The organism is Pseudomonas sp. P7758, from assembly GCF_013386485.1.
Classification (GTDB): Bacteria; Pseudomonadota; Gammaproteobacteria; order Pseudomonadales; family Pseudomonadaceae; genus Aquipseudomonas.
In genome coordinates this window covers 20,086-37,760 of sequence record NZ_JACARS010000083.1, presented here as the reverse complement: position 1 = coordinate 37,760, position 17,675 = coordinate 20,086, and the positions used below count along the sequence as shown (strand labels likewise).

General features: G+C 62.1%; 18 protein-coding genes. 11 read left to right on the top strand and 7 right to left on the bottom strand.

The features are described 5' to 3' along the window. Positions 1-74 precede the first annotated feature (74 nt). A complete protein-coding gene (locus HX873_RS18680; RefSeq protein ID WP_008432540.1) occupies positions 75-977 on the bottom strand; it encodes a LysR family transcriptional regulator in 903 nt (300 codons plus the stop codon). A 100-nt stretch (positions 978-1,077) separates the two neighbouring features. Here HX873_RS18680 and HX873_RS18675 point away from each other — a divergent pair, with 100 nt between their 5' ends. Beyond that, complete coding sequence (locus HX873_RS18675) at positions 1,078-1,782, top strand: SDR family oxidoreductase (protein WP_177023081.1); 705 nt, start codon at positions 1,078-1,080, stop codon at positions 1,780-1,782. Positions 1,783-1,847: 65 nt separating this feature from the next. Here the strand turns inward: HX873_RS18675 and HX873_RS18670 are convergent, their stop codons facing one another. Further along, entirely contained in the window at positions 1,848-2,201 is a 354-nt protein-coding gene (locus HX873_RS18670; protein ID WP_023658819.1) for a hypothetical protein, read from the bottom strand. Between HX873_RS18670 and HX873_RS18665 the strand changes: the two genes are divergently transcribed. Further along, positions 2,167-2,454 (top strand): hypothetical protein, encoded by a 288-nt coding sequence (locus tag HX873_RS18665; RefSeq protein ID WP_087693889.1) that lies wholly within the window; start codon positions 2,167-2,169, stop codon positions 2,452-2,454. The two genes, HX873_RS18670 and HX873_RS18665, sit on opposite strands and share 35 nt — an antisense overlap. Before the next feature lies 1 nt (position 2,455). Here HX873_RS18665 and HX873_RS18660 read toward each other — a convergent pair whose 3' ends face one another. Then, on the bottom strand, positions 2,456-3,766 hold the full coding sequence (locus HX873_RS18660) for an MFS transporter (RefSeq protein WP_177123023.1): 1,311 nt from the start codon (positions 3,764-3,766) through the stop codon (positions 2,456-2,458). A 161-nt stretch (positions 3,767-3,927) separates the two neighbouring features. Here HX873_RS18660 and HX873_RS18655 point away from each other — a divergent pair, with 161 nt between their 5' ends. The 3 genes from HX873_RS18655 (at position 3,928) to HX873_RS18645 (ending at position 6,862) form a co-directional block, all read left to right on the top strand. Then, positions 3,928-5,034: a sugar diacid recognition domain-containing protein gene (locus HX873_RS18655; RefSeq protein ID WP_003212558.1), complete on the top strand. Its 1,107-nt coding sequence runs from the start codon at positions 3,928-3,930 to the stop codon at positions 5,032-5,034. A gap of 91 nt (positions 5,035-5,125) precedes the next feature. Then, positions 5,126-6,271, top strand: coding sequence for a glycerate kinase (locus tag HX873_RS18650; RefSeq protein ID WP_177123022.1), 1,146 nt, complete (start codon positions 5,126-5,128; stop codon positions 6,269-6,271). 78 nt (positions 6,272-6,349) lie between these two features. Next, the gene (locus tag HX873_RS18645; protein ID WP_003212556.1) at positions 6,350-6,862 is read left to right on the top strand and encodes a GNAT family N-acetyltransferase; all 513 of its coding nucleotides are present in this window, start codon (positions 6,350-6,352) and stop codon (positions 6,860-6,862) included. On the opposite strand, the gene HX873_RS18640 is transcribed toward HX873_RS18645, so the two are convergent. Continuing rightward, a complete protein-coding gene (locus HX873_RS18640; protein WP_008432548.1) occupies positions 6,859-7,554 on the bottom strand; it encodes an aspartate/glutamate racemase family protein in 696 nt (231 codons plus the stop codon). The genes HX873_RS18645 and HX873_RS18640 overlap by 4 nt on opposite strands. Before the next feature lie 126 nt (positions 7,555-7,680). Here HX873_RS18640 and HX873_RS18635 point away from each other — a divergent pair, with 126 nt between their 5' ends. Next, positions 7,681-8,175, top strand: coding sequence for a hypothetical protein (locus HX873_RS18635; RefSeq protein WP_003212554.1), 495 nt, complete (start codon positions 7,681-7,683; stop codon positions 8,173-8,175). A gap of 110 nt (positions 8,176-8,285) precedes the next feature. On the opposite strand, the gene HX873_RS18630 is transcribed toward HX873_RS18635, so the two are convergent. Together HX873_RS18630 and ccoN are read right to left on the bottom strand one after the other, a co-directional pair. Beyond that, entirely contained in the window at positions 8,286-8,507 is a 222-nt protein-coding gene (locus HX873_RS18630; protein WP_102369024.1) for a CcoQ/FixQ family Cbb3-type cytochrome c oxidase assembly chaperone, read from the bottom strand. After that, positions 8,507-9,934, bottom strand: coding sequence for a cytochrome-c oxidase, cbb3-type subunit I (ccoN, locus tag HX873_RS18625; protein ID WP_008432550.1), 1,428 nt, complete (start codon positions 9,932-9,934; stop codon positions 8,507-8,509). The genes HX873_RS18630 and ccoN overlap by 1 nt, the downstream gene beginning before the upstream one ends. 208 nt (positions 9,935-10,142) lie before the next feature. On the opposite strand from ccoN, the gene aldA reads away from it, so the two are divergent. The 4 genes from aldA (at position 10,143) to HX873_RS18605 (ending at position 15,811) form a co-directional block, all read left to right on the top strand. Next, complete coding sequence (gene aldA, locus HX873_RS18620) at positions 10,143-11,567, top strand: aldehyde dehydrogenase (RefSeq protein ID WP_003212551.1); 1,425 nt, start codon at positions 10,143-10,145, stop codon at positions 11,565-11,567. 76 nt (positions 11,568-11,643) lie between these two features. Next, entirely contained in the window at positions 11,644-12,954 is a 1,311-nt protein-coding gene (locus HX873_RS18615) for a nitrate/nitrite transporter (protein ID WP_177123021.1), read from the top strand. Between the two features lies 1 nt (position 12,955). Beyond that, the gene (locus HX873_RS18610; RefSeq protein WP_008432553.1) at positions 12,956-14,173 is read left to right on the top strand and encodes a mandelate racemase/muconate lactonizing enzyme family protein; all 1,218 of its coding nucleotides are present in this window, start codon (positions 12,956-12,958) and stop codon (positions 14,171-14,173) included. Positions 14,174-14,200: 27 nt separating this feature from the next. Next, a complete protein-coding gene (locus tag HX873_RS18605; protein ID WP_003212548.1) occupies positions 14,201-15,811 on the top strand; it encodes a GMC family oxidoreductase in 1,611 nt (536 codons plus the stop codon). A 114-nt stretch (positions 15,812-15,925) separates the two neighbouring features. Here HX873_RS18605 and HX873_RS18600 read toward each other — a convergent pair whose 3' ends face one another. Further along, complete coding sequence (locus HX873_RS18600) at positions 15,926-16,846, bottom strand: pyridoxal-phosphate dependent enzyme (protein WP_177035527.1); 921 nt, start codon at positions 16,844-16,846, stop codon at positions 15,926-15,928. A 256-nt stretch (positions 16,847-17,102) separates the two neighbouring features. Here HX873_RS18600 and HX873_RS18595 point away from each other — a divergent pair, with 256 nt between their 5' ends. Then, positions 17,103-17,573: a hypothetical protein gene (locus HX873_RS18595; RefSeq protein ID WP_177123020.1), complete on the top strand. Its 471-nt coding sequence runs from the start codon at positions 17,103-17,105 to the stop codon at positions 17,571-17,573. The last annotated feature ends 102 nt before the right edge of the window (positions 17,574-17,675 follow it).

Here is a 17,675-nt window from a genome sequence, read left to right as displayed (position 1 = left end):
TGAACACCTCAAAAGGGGGAGACAGGCCCTATCCAATACCAGAGAGCAAGGCTCTGGAACAAGCCCCGCAACGGTTATTGCGGTAATAGTTCGGCGCAGCGCAGTTGCAGGAAGCGATGCAGTACCTTGACCCGCTCCGACACCTGCAACCGATGGGGACACATCAGATTGAACGGGGTCGGTTCGCCTTGCCAATCGGTGAGCAACGGCACCAGGCGCCCGGCCTTGATATCGCGCGCTACATCCAGCCGCGCTTTATAGGCGATGCCGTGCCCGGCCAATGCCCAGCGCCGCACGATCTCGCCGTCATCACTGAGGTAGTCGCCGCCGACCTCGACTTCCTGCAGCACCTCGCCCTGGCGAAAGTACCAGGTGTTGTTCGCCCGACCCTGGCGCATATAGCGCAGCGTGCTGTGTTGTGCCAGGTCCTGGGGGAGGCGTGGCGTACCGTGGCGCGCGAGGTAGTCGGGGCTGGCGCACGCCACCCGCGTGTGGTCGGGCACCACCGGCAACGCGACCAGGCTGGAGTCCCGTGGTACGCCGAAACGCAGGGCGATGTCGACGGTTTCGCGGAACAGGTCGGCATTGCTGTCGTTGAGCAGCAACTGAAGGCGCACGTTCGGGTGTTCGAGCTTGAACTCATCCAGCCAGCCCAGCAGCACATTGCGCCCGAAATCCGAGGGCGCGGCCAATTGCAGTAACCCGCTCAGGCTCTGGCCTTGCTGCTTGACCGCCTGTTCGCCTTCCGACAGCGCCTCCAGGGCCACGCGCACACTGTCGAGGTAGCGCCGGCCTTCTTCGGTCAGGCGCATGCTGCGGGTGGAACGCGCCAGCAGCCGGATGCCCAGGCGGGTTTCCAGGCGCTTGAGGGCAATGCTCGCTGCGGCCGGGGTCAGGCTGAGGCTGCGGGCGGCTGCCGACAGGCTGCCGGTGTCAGCAGTGCGCACGAACACTTCAAGGTCGAGGATTGAGCTCATTTGTAAAAATCCTTTAAAGATCTTGTCGTTTTACCGGGATTTTTCAACGATTGCCAAGCTGGGAAGATGAAAGCTCATTTTCTCAGCCAGGTATTTCCCCATGACATCTCCCCTCAACGGTAAAACCATCATCGTCATTGGCGGCAGCAGCGGCATTGGTGCCGCGGTGGCCAAGCAGGCCGTGGCACGCGGTGCCCATGTGGTGCTGGCCGGGCGGCGCTTGTCTTCAACCGTGGAGAACGGGGTGCGCAGCGAGCAGGTGGACGTGACCGACGCAGCCTCATTACAGCGCTTGTTCGAAACCGTGGGGCCGTTTGACCATCTGGTCTACACCGCAGGGCCTGCGGTGCAGGCCAAGGCCCTGATCGAGACCGACCTGAACCTGGCGCAAGACAACTTCAACGTGAAGCTCTGGGGTTCGCTGCGGGCGATCCAGTCGGCGCTGCCATTTCTCGCCGAGCGCGGCAGCATCACCCTGACGTCGGGGCAGTTGGGGCGCAAAACGGTTGCGGGGCAATTCATCAAGACCGGCATCAATGCGGCGACCGAAGCGCTGGGCAAGCAACTGGCCAAGGAACTGGCGCCACGGCGGGTCAATGTGGTCAGCCCGGGGGTGATCGACACCGAGGCGTATGCCGGGTTGTCCGATGAGCAGCGACTGGCAATGTTTGCCAAGGCGGGCGGGGCGTTGCCGGTGGGGCGCGTGGGGCAGGCCGAAGAAGTGGCTGCCGGGTATGTGTTGGCGATGGAGAACGGGTTTATCACCGGTAGCGTGATTGATGTCGACGGCGGCGGATTACTCTAAAGGCAGCTGAATAAAAAAGGTCCCGCTTTCAGGCGGGACCTGCATTATCAGTAACAGGGCCGTGCTTAATAACGTGGCACCGGAACCGGTTGTGGCGGGTAGTAATAGCCTGGAGGCGGCGCCTGGTAATAGACCGGCGGCGGCTGTTGGATGTACACCGGCTGCGGCTGCACGTAAACCGGTTGCTGCTGCACATAGACCGGAGGCTGGGAGTTGGCGACCACCGAACCCACTACGAGACCGCCGACAACCGCACCCAGCAAAGCCGGGCCACCCCAGCCCCAACCACCGCCATGCCCGTACCCATAACCGTGACCCCAGCCATAGCCATATCCTCCACGGGCTTCTGCTTGCCCTGCGATGGCGAGGGTGGCAATGAGCAACATGGCTACTTTCATTTTTGAGAGTCGACTGATCATGATAAGTCCTCTACGTATGCACCGAACCGGTCTTGATAATATCCCCGGGCATATGCTTCAGACAGCGGTTTCGGACGGGATGATGGAGTACGAAAGTAAAGGCTGGGTAAAGGTTGTAGCCTATTTGTTACCTGGAATGGGCGTAGAGGTTAATACGGCTGTCAGGCAGTTGTTTGCCTATAAAAACACGCCTTTATATGAGCAGATAGATGACCGGCGCCGCCCTCGATATCGCGGCACCGGTCAGCGCTGATTCAAGCCTTGAGTGTGCGCGTCATGCGCAACGCCAACACACTGCCCGCGACGATCACCGCCGCCAGCAGGTACAGCGCCAGGTCCGTAGACCCGGTGGCATCTTTCACAAACCCGACGATATACGGGCTGAGGAACCCCGCCATCTGGCCCATGGAGTTGATCAACGCCAGACCACCCGCTGCCGCACCTGCGCTGAGCATCGCGGTTGGCACCGGCCAGAACATCGGCAGGCCGGTGAGGGCACCCATGGTGGCGATGGTCAGGCCGAGGATCGCAATGGCCGGCGTGGTTGCAAAGTTCACCGCAATCACCAGCCCGATCGCGCCCATCAGCATCGGCACCACCAGGTGCCAGCGACGCTCCTTGCGCAAGTCGGCAGAGCGGCCCACCAGCAGCATGAACACCGCCGCCAGCAGGTACGGGATCGCACTCAACCAGCCAATCACCAGGTTATCGCTGAAGCCCATGTTCTTGATGATCGATGGCAGCCAGAAGTTGATGGCGTACACACCGCTCTGGATGCAGAAGTAGATCAGGCCGAACGCCCAGATCGCCGGGTTCTTGAACACTTCCAGCAGCGAGTCGCTGGTGGTCTTCGGCTTGTTGGCCAGGTCGGTCGCCTGGTCGGCTTCCAGCACCGCGCGCTCATGGGACGTGAGCCACTTGGCGTTGGCAAAGCTGTCGCTGAGCAGGAAGTAGGCGAGGGCGCCGAGGATCACCGTCGGCACGCCTTGCAGCAGGAACATCCACTGCCAGCCCGCAAGCCCGCCCTGGCCGGCGGCGAAGTGGTTGAGGATCCAGCCGGAGAACGGGCTGCCGAGCAGGCCGGATACCGGAATCGCCGACATGAACAGCGCCATGATCCGCCCACGGCGGAAGGTCGGGAACCACTGCGAGAGGTACAGCACCACGCCCGGGAAGAACCCGGCTTCAGCGGCGCCGGTCAGCAGGCGCAAGCCGTAGAAGTGCGTCGGTGTGGTAACGAACAACAGGCAGGTGGACAGGGCGCCCCAGACGATCATCATCAGCGCAATCCAGCGCCGTGGACCGAATTTGGTCAGCGCCAGGTTGCTCGGCACGCCGCACAGCACGTAGCCGATAAAGAAGATCCCGGCACCGAGGCCGTACACGGTCTCGCTGAATTTCAGGTCGTCGAGCATCTGCAACTTGGCAAAGCCGACGTTGACGCGGTCGAGGTAGTTGAACAGGTAGCAGATGAAAATGAAGGGGATCAGGCGCAGGGTGATGCGCTTGTATACGGCGTTTTTATCGTCATCGGTGGCCTGGGTAACAGCGGCGCTCTGTGACATGGCAGTCTCTCTTTATTATGATTTTTCGCGATGCGAGGGTAACGTTGATCGCCCAACGAGTCTCGGCCACCTCAAGGGGTGCTGTCTTTGTGCTCGCGCACAGTGAAGCATGGTTTGCGCTGTGCCTATGAACAACCGGTTTTTTTCAGGAATTTAGCCCCATGTTCGAGCTGGATCATGACCTGGCGCAGGATATCGTCAATCGCACCATGGCGATCCTGCCCTATAACGTCAACGTCATGGACAGCCAGGGCCTGATCCTGGGCAGCGGCGAACCCGAGCGGATCAACACCCGCCACGAAGGCGCGCAGTTGGTGCTGGCCAACGGGCGGGTGGTGGAGATCGACGGCCAGACCGCCAAGCACCTCAAGGGCGTGCAACCCGGGATCAACCTGCCGCTGCTGCACGACCAGCGCCTGATCGGCGTGCTGGGCATTACCGGTGAGCCGGAATTGCTGCGCACCTATGCCGAACTGGTGCGCATGACTGCCGAAATGCTGGTCAGCCAGCGTCACCAGCAAGCCGAGCAGCAATGGCGGCGCCAGCGCTGCGATGATCTGCTGGCACTGCTGCTGGCCGAGACCGGCGATTCGCCGCGCCTGGTGGATGAAGCCCAGCAACTGGGCCTCAAGCCGCAGCTGGCGCGCACGCCGTACCTGTTCGAGCTGGGCAGCGGCCAGTCGGCCGAGGCCTTGAGCGCCTGGCTGACCTCGCGCTACCCCGACAGCTGGTGCGTCAGCTCCGCGCAGTTTTCCCTGCTGTGGTGCCGGCCTGCGTCGGTGCAAGTCGATAACCCGCGCCTGCTGGAAAAGCTCGACGGCCTGGGCTGGAACATCCTGCGGGTCGCCGTCGGCGGGCAAGCGGACGGGCTGGCCGGCCTGCGCCGTTGTTACCGGCGGGTCGGCGACCTGCTCGCCTATGGCCGTGATGTGCTGCCCGAATCGCGGTTGCTGACCCTCAATCGCTACCGCCTGCCGGTCATGCTCTGGCGCCACCGCAACGACGACGCCCTCGACGAACTGCTCAACCCGCTGCGCAAGGTACTGGCCAAGGACAGCAACGGCCAGTTGCTGGCGACCCTGCGCAGCTGGTGCGACCACGACGGCCAAAGCCAGGCCTGCGCCGATGCCCTGGGGATCCACCGCAACAGCCTGCGCTATCGCATGGAACGCATCGCCGAGCTGAGCGGCGTCGACCCGCTGACCCTCGACGGCATGCTCGCGTTGTACCTCGGCGTGCAGCTATTGCCGCAAGCTTTGTCCAAATGAACAACAAACCCCAGCCACTCTTGTGCAATGGACCGGCGTTATTGCCGGTGCCAACTGGCAGCATGGGCGTTATAAAAACCGGAGAAAGCCCATGAAAATCATCATCGCCCCCGACTCGTTCAAGGACAGCCTGAGTGCTGAAGGCGTGGCGAATGCCATTGCCGAGGGGTTGGCCAGCGTGTGGCCCGACGCCGAGCTGATCAAGTGCCCAATGGCGGACGGTGGTGAGGGCACGGTGGAATCGGTACTCGCCGCCTGCCAGGGCGAGCTGCGCACCAGCCGTGTGCAAGGGCCATTGGGCGGCAGTGTCGACGCGCATTGGGGCTGGTTGGCCGAGAGCCACACCGCAATCATCGAAATGGCCGAAGCCAGCGGCCTGCAACTCGTGCCACCGGGTCAGCGAAATGCGTGTTCCAGCAGCACCTTCGGCACTGGCGAACTGATCCGCGCCGCCCTGGATGCCGGCGCCCAGCGCATCATCCTGGCCATTGGCGGCAGCGCCACCAACGACGGCGGCGCCGGGGCGATGCTAGCCCTGGGTGTGCAGTTGTTTGATGCCGAGGGAGCAGCGCTGCCCCTTGGCGGCCTGGCGCTGGGCAAGCTGTCGCGCATCAGCCTTGAACAACTGGACCCCCGCCTGAATGAAGTGCGCTTCGAAATCGCCGCCGACGTGAACAACCCTTTATGCGGTCCTCACGGGGCCTCGGCGATTTTTGGCCCGCAAAAGGGCGCCAATCCCCAGCAAGTCGAACAACTGGATGCGGCCCTCGGCCATTTTGCCGATCACTGCGCCAGGGTATTGCCCAAAGACGTACGCGACGAACCCGGCAGCGGCGCCGCCGGTGGCTTGGGTTTCGCCGCCAAGGCGTTCCTTGGCGCGCAGTTTCGCGCGGGTGTTGAAGTGGTCGCAGAGCTTGTTGGGCTTGAGCAAGCCGTGCGTGGCGCCGACCTGGTGATCACCGGCGAAGGCAGGTTTGATGCCCAGACCCTGCGCGGCAAGACCCCATTTGGCGTGGCGCGGATCGCCAGGCAGCACAACGTGCCGGTGATCGTGATCGCCGGCACCCTGGGTGATGGCTATGAGCAGATGTACGCCCACGGTGTGGATGCCGCGTTCGCCTTGCCGTCCGGCCCGACTACCCTGGAACAGGCCTGCAGCGAGGCACCGCGCCTGTTGCGCGAGCGCGCCTCGGACATTGCCCGGGTCTGGAAATTGGTGGCTTCGCGTTCCCGATGAGTGCAGTGCAGGGCTCGCCATTCTGAGGCTTTGCCGCCTACACTGGTCGGCCACGTGTTTTTCAAAGGACGAAACACCATGCACACACCTGAACCCAAAATCGTGATCACGCGCTTCACCGAGGCCCACCTTGAAGGCGTCGCTGCGCTCTACAACGACCCGGCTGTCTGCCGTCAGGTGCTGCAAATGCCTTTCCAGTCAGTCGAGGCCTGGCGCAAACGCCTGGTGCAGGACAACGAGCGGCGGCTACAGCTGGTGGCGCTGCATGCCGGTGAAGTGATCGGCCAGCTGGGTTTGGAACAGTATTTGCGCGTGCGCCAAAGCCACGTCGGTTCATTCGGCATGGGCGTCGCCACCGCCTGGCAGGGCAAGGGCGTGGGCTCCCGGCTGCTGGGCGCGGCGCTGGAGGTGGCGGATAACTGGATGAACCTGCACCGGGTGGAACTCACGGTGTACGCCGACAACGAAGCCGCCCACCGGCTGTACCACAAGTTCGGCTTCGAGACCGAAGGCCTGCTGCGCGACTACGCCGTGCGTGACGGCGCATTCGTCGACACGCTGACCATGGCGCGCATCCGCAAGCCGGCCTAGTCGTCCTGCAACGCAAACGCCACCGCAGCCTGCGCATGCAGCTCGGTGGTGTCCAGCAAGGGCAGGTCGCTGTGCTGCGGCTTGATCAACAGGCTGATTTCCGTACAGCCGAGGATGATGGCCTGGGCGCCACGGGCGGCCAAAGACTCGATCACCCGCTGGTACACCTCGCGCGATGCGTCGCTGATCACCCCGACGCATAACTCTTCGTAAATGATCCGGTGCACGGCCTGGCGCTCTTCAGCGTCCGGCACCAGCACGGTCAGCCCCTGCGCCGCCAGGCGTGACTTGAGAAACTCCTGCTCCATGGTAAACGCGGTACCCAGCAGGCCAACGCTCAGGGTGCCAGCTTCCACGGCCGCCGCGCCGGCAGCGTCTGCAATATGCAGAAACGGTATCGACACCGCCGCTTCAATCTGCGGCGCTACCAAGTGCATGGTGTTGGTACACAGCACGATGCATTCGGCGCCACCGGCTTGCAGGCGGCGGGCGGCGTCTTCGAGGATCAGCGCCGCGTCGTCCCAGCGCCCGGCGTGCTGGGCCTGCTCCACCGGGCCGAAGTCGACGCTGTACATCAACAGTTGTGCCGAGCGCAGAGGCCCGAGCTGGTCGCGCACGTTCTGGTTGATGATGCGGTAATACTCGGCGCTGGACTCCCAGCTCATGCCGCCGATAAGGCCGATGGTGCGCATGCGATGCTCCTGAATTGGACGGGCGAGGGCACCACATTACCCGCGCGCTGCGCTTTAGTCATACGCCGGTGTGCGGCATCTGCCATGATCAAGGCTCGCAACATGGGTCACCCAAGGAACACGGCAATGGACGATGTACAACAACTGGGCGAGATGCTGCGTCATTACGCCGACAGCGAAGCCCACAAGAAACAGCAGTTCGAAGTGCAGTCGGCCCATTGGGCGCAGAAGATCGGCGAGTTGTTCGGCCAGATCGAGCAGTGGCTTGCGCCTGTGAAGACGGTCGGTTTGCTGGAAGTGCAGCGCGAGGCGTACGTGGCTTCCGGCCCCAGCGTGCCGGTGGAGACCTCCACCTTCAAGACCGAGAAACTGACCATCCATATCGCCGGCAAACCGGTGGAGTTCGTGCCGGATGTGATGGGCGCCGGCGGTTTGATTTCGCTGTCGGTGATGGGCTTGACCGCCGCCCGCTACGGCAGCATTTCCCTGGTATTGCTGCCGGGGAAAAACGACTGGCTGTGGAAGAAAACCAACGGTTTGAAAGACCCGGATACGTTCGGCTTCGATGCCAACTTCCTGGCGTTGCAGTTGCAGAGCCTGATTCCCCGCGAACGCGGCTAGTCGCTCAATGTGGTGCTTGTGTGGGAGCGGGCTTGCTCGCGAAAGCGGTGTGTCAGTCGCTGTATATGTTGACTGAACCACCGCATTCGCGAGCAAGCCCGCTCCCACAATTAGATCTCTATATTGCCCCAGTCCTGCTTTGTTTCCTCAGGCGCCACCGCGTTGACCCGCTTGCCCGTGGCCAGCTCCACCCGCCGTGCCACTTCCGGGTCATCGGCGAACGGCGTCAGGCTGGCCTCATCCAGGCTCTCCTTCGACTGGCCCCGCAGGCAATACTCCACCGCGCCATACAGGCCGATCACCGCCGCCAGGTTCAGCGCTATCTCCCACATCAGGCGATCTGCGCGTCAAGCTGCGCTACCTTCAAATCCGCCACACGCACGGTGCGCCAGGTGTTGTACGCCATCAGCAACATGCCGCTGAGGAAGAACACCCCGCCGACGAATCGCACCACAAATCCCGGATGGCTGGCCTGTAACGCTTCCACAAACGAGTAGGTGAGGGTGCCGTCATCGTTCACCGCCCGCCACATCAGGCCCTGGGTGATGCCGTTGACCCACATCGACGCGATGTACAGCACCGTGCCGATGGTCGCCAGCCAGAAGTGCATATTGATCAGCCCCACACTGTGCATCTGCGCGCGCCCGAAGATTTTCGGGATCATGTGGTACAGCGAGCCAAACGTGATCATCGCCACCCAGCCCAGGGCGCCGGCGTGGACGTGGCCGATGGTCCAGTCGGTGTAATGGGAGAGGGCGTTGACGGTCTTGATCGCCATCATCGGCCCTTCAAAGGTCGACATCCCGTAGAACGCCAGCGACAGCACCAGGAAGCGCAGGATCGGGTCGGTGCGCAATTTATGCCAGGCCCCGGAAAGCGTCATCATGCCGTTGATCATCCCGCCCCAGCTCGGCGCCAGCAGGATCAGCGACATCGCCATCCCCAGCGACTGCGCCCAGTCCGGCAGCGCGGTGTAGTGCAGGTGGTGCGGACCGGCCCAGATGTACAGGGTGATCAGCGCCCAGAAGTGCACGATGGACAGGCGATAGGAATACACCGGCCGCCCGACCTGCTTCGGCACGAAGTAGTACATCATCCCCAGGAAACCGGTGGTCAGGAAGAACCCCACGGCGTTGTGCCCGTACCACCACTGCACCATCGCGTCGGTGGCCCCGGAATACACCGGGTAGGACTTGAACCAGTCCACCGGGATCGACAGGTGATTGACCACGTGCAGCATGGCGATCACCACGATGAACGCACCGAAGAACCAGTTGCCGACGTAGATGTGCTGGGTCTTGCGCTGCACCACAGTGGTGAAAAACACGATCGCATAGGCCACCCACACCACGGTCATCCACACCGCGCCGCTGAACTCGATCTCGGCGTATTCCTTGGTGGTGGTGTAACCCAGTGGCAGGCTGACCAGCATGATCACGATCACCGACTGCCAGCCCCAAAAGGTAAAGGCAGCGAGCTTGTCCGAGTACAGCCGTACCTGGCAGGTGCGCTGTACTGCGTAGTAGCTGGCGGCGAATTGCGCGCTGCCGGCAAAGCCGAAAATCACCAGGCTGGTGTGCAGCGGGCGCAGGCGGCCGAAGGTGGTCCACGGCAGGTCGAGGTTCATCTCGGGCCACACCAGTTGCGAGGCGATCCACACGCCCATGGCCATGCCGACCACGCCCCAGACGATGGTTGCAATGACGAATTGACGCACGACCTTGTAGTTGTAGGCCTGTGCGGTTGATGGTGGTTGCATGCTTAGTCCTCCCACGGTTCCAAGTGGGCGGCACTGTAGGAAGTATGGGTAGAACAATACAGACTCAGACCCGGGTCATTAATACGGATCAGCCACTAACCTGCATTTTTCGCACGTTACCCCCGTCAATAAATCGTTTGTCCAACCCCCGCCCAATGACAAAACTGCAAGTCACTCGCAAAACAACAACGATTGGGCAAAAAACCATATGCAAATCGAGCGCAACTTTTACAACGGCCACTTCGCCGAACCTGCCAGCACCGCCCAAATCGCGGTCTACAACCCCGCGACCGAGGCCCAGGTAGGCCGGGTGTCCGCCGCCACCCCTGATGAAGCCATTGCGGCCGTCGATGCCGCCGCCAGCGCACAGAAAACCTGGGGCAAGCTCACCAGCATCCAGCGCGCCGAACACCTGCGGGCTTTCGCCGCCGCCCTCGAAACCTGCGCTGAAAGCATAGGCCGGGCGCTGGCCAGCGAATCCGGCAAAAGCCTCGACGACGCCAGCAACGAAGCGCGCTACGCCGCCCAGATCACCCGCTACCACGCCGAATGGGCGCGCCGCATCGAAGGCGAAATCATCCCCAGCGACACCCCGGACGAAAACCTGTTCCTGCAACGCGAGCCCATTGGCGTCGTGGCTTGCCTGATTCCGTTCAACTACCCGGTCTATACCCTGCTGCGCAAAATCGCCCCGGCGCTGATTGCCGGCAACACCGTGGTGGTGCGCCCGAGCAACAACACGCCGTTGTCCGCCTTTGAAATCGCCCGTGCCGTCGAGCAGTCGGGCATGCCGGCCGGCGTGATCAACATCCTGACCATGGACCACGCCACCGCCGCCGCCCTGTGCACCCACAAGGCCGTGGGCCTGATCACCCTGACCGGCAGCGTCAACGCCGGGCGCATCGTGCTCGACTACTGCAAGGCCAACATCGCCAAGCCGTCCCTGGAGTTGGGCGGCAAGACCCCGGCGATCATCGAGGCCGACGCCGACCTGGAAAAAGCCGCCAGCGACATCATCGCTTCCAAGACCACCCACTGCGGCCAACTGTGCACGGCCGTCGAGCGGGTGTATGTGCAGGAAAGCGTCTATGACCGATTCCTGGCCCTGCTCAAGGCCAAGATCGGCGCCGTCAAATTCGGTGACCGTGCCACGGATGCGGGCCTGATGGGCCCACTGGTCAACGCCAGCTCCCGGCAGAATATTCACGCCATGGTCGAGCGCGCCATCGCCGACGGTGCTGTACTGGAAACAGGCGGCGTACTCCCCGAAGGTCCGGGCCATTTCTACCCGCCGACGCTGCTCAGCGCCTGCCGCCAGGACATGGAAATCATCCAGGAAGAAATCTTCGGCCCGGTGCTGCCGGTGCTCAAGTACCGCGATATCGACGAAGCGCTGGCCATGGCCAACGATCACCAGTTCGGCCTGTCGTCGGTGCTCTATACCGAGAACTACCGCACGGCCATGAAAGTCGCCAACGCCATCGAGGCCGGCGAGTTGTACGTCAATCGGACCCCGGCCGACCCTTACCAGGGTTTCCACGCCGGCTGGAAACGCTCAGGGCTGGGCGGCGATGACGGCAAGCACGGGATGCTTGAATTCACCCAGACCCGTTTGGTGGTCATGAAGTACTGATTCACCGACCACCGGCTTCACCTCAATAAAAACAATTATCGGGGCACCTGCACAGTGGGGGCCCGAGGTCTACAAGATGTCCAAGCCTGCACCCGTTGCCCAGGGTTTCGATGCCGTGTCCGCGGCTAAAAGCGAAAAAGCCAGTCGCTACTTCCAATTGATGTTGCTGGTATTGGCTGCCGGGGCGATCTACCCGATCCTCTACCTGCGCCAGGTCTACCAGACCACCATGCTCGAGGTGTTCCAGATCAACCACAGCCAGCTGGGTTATCTGTACTCGATGCTCGGTACGATCTTCCTGCTCAGCTACCTGCCGAGCGGCTGGTTGGCCGATCGCCTGCCGCCACGCTTCCTGATCTTCTTTTCGTTGGTGGCCACCGGGGCCCTGGGTATCTGGTACTCCACTGTGCCGTCGATGACCGGCCTGATGATCATCTTCGGCTGCTGGGGCCTGACCACCGGCCTGACCTTCTGGGCTTCGGTGCTCAAGCGGGTGAAGATGATCGCCCATCACAGTGAGCAGGGCCGTTTCTTCGGCATCCTCGACGGCGGCCGTGGCCTGGTGGAAGCCTTGCTGGCGACCGTGGCCCTGGGGCTGTTCGCCTACGCCACCGAGACCCGCAGCCAAACTGCGGCCGAAGGCTTCAAGCACGTGGTCTACCTGTATTCGTTCGTGTGTATCGCCATTGGTTGTGTGCTGGTGCTGCTCAAGGACCCCAAGTCCATGGCCGAAACTGCGGCGGTGGAGAAGGGCAAGTTCAACCTGATCGCCGACCTCACCACCCTGGTGAAAATCCCCGAGCTGTGGCTGGTGACCGCCATCGTGTTCTGCGGTTACCACATGTTCTGGGCCACCTACAGCTTCTCCGATTACCTGCAAGGCAGCGGCATGACCGCCGTGATGGCCGGCACCATCACCACCATCAAGTTGTGGATGCGACCCATCGGCGGGATCGGCGGCGGCTGGCTGGGGGACAAGTTTTCGAACATCTCGGTGCTGATCGTCGCGCTGATGCTGGTGACCCTGGCGATGGTCGGCCTGATCGTGTTCCCGGCCATTGGCAGCCTCGGCTTGCTGATCGGCACGGTGATCTTTATCGGCCTGATGACCTACGCGATTCGCGGCCTGTACTGGGCGATCCTCGACAGCTGCGACATCCCGCTGCGCATCACCGGCCTGGCCATCGGCATCGTCTCGGTGGTGGGTTACCTGCCGGACACCTTTATCCCGCTGATCAATGGCTACCTCACCGACACATACCCGGGGCAGGTCGGCTACAACCTGTACTTCGGCTACATCGCCTTCATCGGCGTGCTCGGGACCCTCGCGGCCCTGACCTTGCGCGCCCGGATCAATCGTAAAAAATTCAACCAGACAGGTGCCTGAGATGAAAATCGTCGCCCTTGAAACCCATATTGTCGCCGTACCGCCGCCGCACATCGGCGGCATGTATTGGCTGTTCGTCAAACTGAAAACCGACTGCGGCATCGAAGGCGTGGGCGAGATCTACGCCGCCACCTTCGGCCCCAAGGCCATGCTGCCGATCATCGAGGACGTGTTCGAGCGCTACCTGCTCAACCACGACCCGCACCACATCGAGCGCTTCTTCCGCCAGGCGTACTCCAGCGGTTTCACCCAGCGCCCCGACCTGACCATGATGGGCGTGGTCAGCGGCCTGGAAATGGCCTGCTGGGACATCATCGGCAAGGCCGCCAACAAGCCGGTCTATGAGTTGCTGGGGGGCAAGGTCAACGAGCGTCTGCGTTCCTACACCTACCTGTACCCGGTCAACAGCAAGGGCGAGTACGACTATGACGACCCGGACCTGGCCGCCGAATGCGCGATCGAGAACATGAACAAGGGCTTCACCGCCGTGAAGTTCGACCCGGCAGGCCCGTACACCGCGTACTCCGGCCACCAGATCTCCCTGGAAGTGCTGGAACGCTGCGAAACCTTCTGCCGCAAGATTCGCGAGGCGGTGGGCGACAAATGCGACCTGCTGTTCGGCACCCACGGGCAGATGGTGCCGTCGTCGGCGATTCGCCTGGCCAAGCGCCTGGAGAAATACGACCCGCTGTGGTTCGAAGAACCGGTGCCTCCGGGTCAGGAAGAGGCCATGGCCCAGGTCGCGGCCAAGACCAGCATTCCCATCGCCACCGGCGAGCGCCTGACCACCAAGTACGAGTTCTTCAAGCTCTTGCAGGCCGGTGGTGCATCGATCCTGCAAATGAACGTGGCCCGCTGCGGCGGCCTGCTGGAAGCCAAGAAAATCGCGAGCATGGCCGAGGCCTACTACGCGCAGATCGCCCCGCACCTGTACAACGGACCGATCGGCGCAGCGGCGAGTTTCCAGTTGGCCACGTGCACGCCGAACTTCCTGATCCAGGAAAGCATCATGACCTGGGGCGGCTTCCATGCCGAAGTGCTGACCAAGCCACTGCAATGGGAGGACGGCTACATCATCCCGTCCACCGAGCCGGGCCTTGGGGTGGAGCTGAACATGGACGTGGTGCGCAAGCACACGCCGTACACCGGCGAGCGGCTGCACCTGCAAATGGCGCCCACGCCTGCTGACGTGAAAGACACTTCGCCCGCCAAGGGCTAAAAAAAACGACTTATGCGGTAACCGTGAATGACATACGACTACATCATCGCCGGCGCCGGCGCCGCAGGTTGCGTCCTGGCCAACCGACTCTCCGCCTCGGGCGAGCATTCGGTATTGCTGCTGGAAGCCGGCGGCAAGGACAGCTCCTGGTGGTTCAAGATCCCGGTCGGTTTCGCCAAGATGTACTACAACCCGACCTTCAACTGGATGTACTACAGCCAGCCGCAAAAACAGCTGGCCGACCGTGCCATCTATGCCCCGCGGGGCAAGGTGCAGGGCGGTTCCGGCTCGATCAACGCCATGATCTACGTGCGCGGCCAGGCCCATGATTTCGATGACTGGGCGGCTAATGGCAACGACGGCTGGGGCTTCAAGGACGTGCTGCCGTACTTCCGCAAGCTGGAAAATCACCCCCTGGGCGACACCGAATACCACGGCAGCAGCGGCCCCATCAGCATCACCCCGATGAAGGGCCAGACTCACGCCATCTGCGATGTATTTCTCAAGGGCTGCGAGCAATTGGGCTATGGCCTGAGCGATGACTTCAACGGGCCGAACTTCGAAGGTGCGGGCCTCTACGACGTCAACACCCGCAACGGTGAGCGCTGCTCCAGCAGCTTTGCGCACCTGCACCCGGCGTTGGGTAGGCCGAACCTGACCGTGGAGTTGCATGCGCTGGTAGACCGCGTGCTGTTCGACGATCAGCAGCGCGCCACCGGCATCAGCGTGACCCAGCACGGCGTGGTTCGCACCTTTACCGCGCGCAAGGAGGTGATCCTGTGCGCCGGGGCGGTGGATACGCCGAAGATCCTGCAACTGTCGGGTGTGGCGGACAAGCAATTGCTCGCCGAACACAACATCCCGCTGGTCAAGGACCTGCCTGCAGTGGGGCAGAACCTGCAGGACCACCTCTGCGCCAGTTATTACTACAAGGCCAATATCCCGACCCTGAACGACCAGCTCAGTTCGCTGTTTGGCCAGTTCAAACTCGGCCTCAAATACCTGCTGACCCGCAAGGGCGCGCTGGCCATGAGCGTCAACCAGGCCGGCGGGTTCTTTCGCGGCAACGAAGGGCAGGCGCACCCCAATCTGCAGCTGTACTTCAACCCGCTGTCGTACCAGATCCCGAAAAACAACAAGGCCAGCCTCAAGCCCGAGCCGTATTCAGGCTTCCTGCTGTGCTTCAACCCGTGCCGGCCTACCAGCCGCGGGACGATCCGCATCGCCTCGAAAAACCCACGGGACGCGGCCTTGATCGACCCCAACTACCTGAGCACCCAAAAGGACATCGACGAGGTGATCCAGGGCAGCCGGCTGATGCGCAAGATCATGCAGGCTCCGGCGCTCAAGGGCGTGACGGTGGCCGAGGTATTGCCGGGGCCGGCGGTGCAAACCGATGAGCAGATGCTGCAGTACTTCCGCGAGAACAGCGGCTCGATCTATCACCTGTGTGGCTCTTGCGCCATGGGCTCGGACCCGCTGGTGTCGGTGGTGGACAAGCGCCTGAAGGTGCACGGGATGCAAGGGCTGCGGATTGTCGATGCGTCGATTTTCCCCAACGTGACCTCGGGCAATACCCATGCGGCGGTGTTGATGGTGGCGGAGAAGGGTGCGGATCTGATCCTGCAGGATGCCTGAATTGATCGTTCCCACGCTCTGCGTGGGAATGCATCCTGTGACGCTCCGCGTCACGACTTCAAGAGCAGACGCGGAGCGTCCAGGGCGGCGTTCCCACGCGGAGCGTGGGAACGATCATAGAGAGACCGTGTTTTGCCACTGGGCAACCGTTTCCGCACTGATGCTTACCCCACCACACACAATCACCACCACATCCTCAATCCCGGCAATCGCCCCATGCTCCAGATACGCCACGGCCAACGAAACCCCACATGCCGGTTCCACCAACTGGCGTAAATCATCGGCGTACCGCGCCACGCCCATCATCGCGTCGGCATCACTCAACACCACGCATTGATGGGCAAACCTGCCGATATGCTGCACCGGCCACGCCGCCACCTGGGTCGCGGCCAACGACTTGGCCACGGTATCGATCTTCGCCAGCCGCACGGGCTTTCCAGCCTCTACGGCAGCAGCAAACGAAGCCGCGCCCGCCGTTTCACACGCAATCACCTTGCAGCCGAACCGCCCATGACGCTCCAGGCCCGTCAGAACGCCCGCGAGCAGTCCACCGCCACCCACCGAGGTCACGATGGCGCCCACCTGAGGGCAGTCCTCGAGAATCTCATCGATCATGCTGCTGTGGCCTTCCCACAACAGCGGGTGATCAAAGGCCGGCACATACAGTGCCTCAGGTGATTCGGAGAGTTGCAGCGCCAGCTCATTGGATTGATCCCACAGATCACCGTGCACCACCACCTCGGCCCCGGCCTGGCGGATGCGTGCGCGGGTGGCTTCGGGGGTGGTGGTCGGCACCACGATCCGCGCCTGTAACCCCAGGCCGCGCGCCGCGAAGGCCGTGGCCAGCCCGGCATTGCCGCCGGAGGGGCATACCACCGTGGTCTTGCCCTGGCTCGCCGCGTAGGCGCACAGCGTGGTCATGCCGCGCAACTTGAACGAGCCACAGGGTTGCAGGTTCTCGAGCTTCAGCCAGACCCGCCGGGTAGCGGTAGACAAGCCGGGGTGCAGGATCAACGGGGTGCGAATCGGCAGCATTGGTCATTTCCTGATCGGTCGAGTACCCATCATATATCAGGCCACGTGCTGTATCTGAGGTAGGCTGGTTGGGTTAAGTTGCTTGCGGTGTGTGATAGTGGCAAATGGCTTTGTCTTCGCTCGGTGATCGGTTACCTTATCGCCCCTGGATGGCTTCTATGGCCATTGCGCAATGCTCGACACAAGGATGGTCATGTAGCGGGAGTTTTTTCACGCCTCCCTTGTGTCGATCTCACCGACTGACACGAGTAGATCCATGTCCAATTGCCTGGTATCACTGTCCGAACAAGCCTTTTTTACGATTGCCACTTCTGCGCTGGAGGCTTACCGCGTTGATCACTCTGCCGATCTGGACGGTACCGGGATCAAGTTGGAGACCTTTGGTTATCTGTGGGGCCATCTCAGCTCAACCAGTATGAACGAGACCGTGTACCGTATCAGCCAGGCAAATGTATCGACTGCCGCTCACCGCACGGGGGATTCCGTTACTGCCCGCGACGATGCCTATACCTTGAAAAATACCTTCGTCGAATCATTCTTTCCGGAACTGCGTTTTCTCGGAGACTTTCACAGCCATCCTTACAGTCAGGAACGTGACGCCGTGCGCACTGAGCTGGACTTGGAGCGCAACGAGTTTTACCGGTTCTCAACTGCGGATATGCGTAGCGCCAAAGCTCAACAGGATGCGTGCAAGGACTACCGCGTTGGCGGTAATTACTGTATTTGAGCGTGAGGAACAGGTCGCACGTTCCAACATGTACCTTGATTATCAGAGTTGTATCCGTTTCCAATACGACAGCATGACAATCTGGATCAAGGCATACGTGTG

Bases quoted from the DNA above. Each gene is read 5' to 3' on its own strand.
- HX873_RS18680 (WP_008432540.1), bottom strand. From the start codon at position 977: ATGAGCTCAATCCTCGACCTTGAAGTGTTCGTGCGCACTGCTGACACC.
- HX873_RS18675 (WP_177023081.1), top strand. From the start codon at position 1,078: ATGACATCTCCCCTCAACGGTAAAACCATCATCGTCATTGGCGGCAGC.
- HX873_RS18665 (WP_087693889.1), top strand. From the start codon at position 2,167: ATGGCTACTTTCATTTTTGAGAGTCGACTGATCATGATAAGTCCTCTA.
- HX873_RS18670 (WP_023658819.1), bottom strand. From the start codon at position 2,201: ATGATCAGTCGACTCTCAAAAATGAAAGTAGCCATGTTGCTCATTGCC.
- HX873_RS18660 (WP_177123023.1), bottom strand. From the start codon at position 3,766: ATGTCACAGAGCGCCGCTGTTACCCAGGCCACCGATGACGATAAAAAC.
- HX873_RS18655 (WP_003212558.1), top strand. From the start codon at position 3,928: ATGTTCGAGCTGGATCATGACCTGGCGCAGGATATCGTCAATCGCACC.
- HX873_RS18650 (WP_177123022.1), top strand. From the start codon at position 5,126: ATGAAAATCATCATCGCCCCCGACTCGTTCAAGGACAGCCTGAGTGCT.
- HX873_RS18645 (WP_003212556.1), top strand. From the start codon at position 6,350: ATGCACACACCTGAACCCAAAATCGTGATCACGCGCTTCACCGAGGCC.
- HX873_RS18640 (WP_008432548.1), bottom strand. From the start codon at position 7,554: ATGCGCACCATCGGCCTTATCGGCGGCATGAGCTGGGAGTCCAGCGCC.
- HX873_RS18635 (WP_003212554.1), top strand. From the start codon at position 7,681: ATGGACGATGTACAACAACTGGGCGAGATGCTGCGTCATTACGCCGAC.
- HX873_RS18630 (WP_102369024.1), bottom strand. From the start codon at position 8,507: ATGTGGGAGATAGCGCTGAACCTGGCGGCGGTGATCGGCCTGTATGGC.
- ccoN (WP_008432550.1), bottom strand. From the start codon at position 9,934: ATGCAACCACCATCAACCGCACAGGCCTACAACTACAAGGTCGTGCGT.
- aldA (WP_003212551.1), top strand. From the start codon at position 10,143: ATGCAAATCGAGCGCAACTTTTACAACGGCCACTTCGCCGAACCTGCC.
- HX873_RS18615 (WP_177123021.1), top strand. From the start codon at position 11,644: ATGTCCAAGCCTGCACCCGTTGCCCAGGGTTTCGATGCCGTGTCCGCG.
- HX873_RS18610 (WP_008432553.1), top strand. From the start codon at position 12,956: ATGAAAATCGTCGCCCTTGAAACCCATATTGTCGCCGTACCGCCGCCG.
- HX873_RS18605 (WP_003212548.1), top strand. From the start codon at position 14,201: ATGACATACGACTACATCATCGCCGGCGCCGGCGCCGCAGGTTGCGTC.
- HX873_RS18600 (WP_177035527.1), bottom strand. From the start codon at position 16,846: ATGCTGCCGATTCGCACCCCGTTGATCCTGCACCCCGGCTTGTCTACC.
- HX873_RS18595 (WP_177123020.1), top strand. From the start codon at position 17,103: ATGTCCAATTGCCTGGTATCACTGTCCGAACAAGCCTTTTTTACGATT.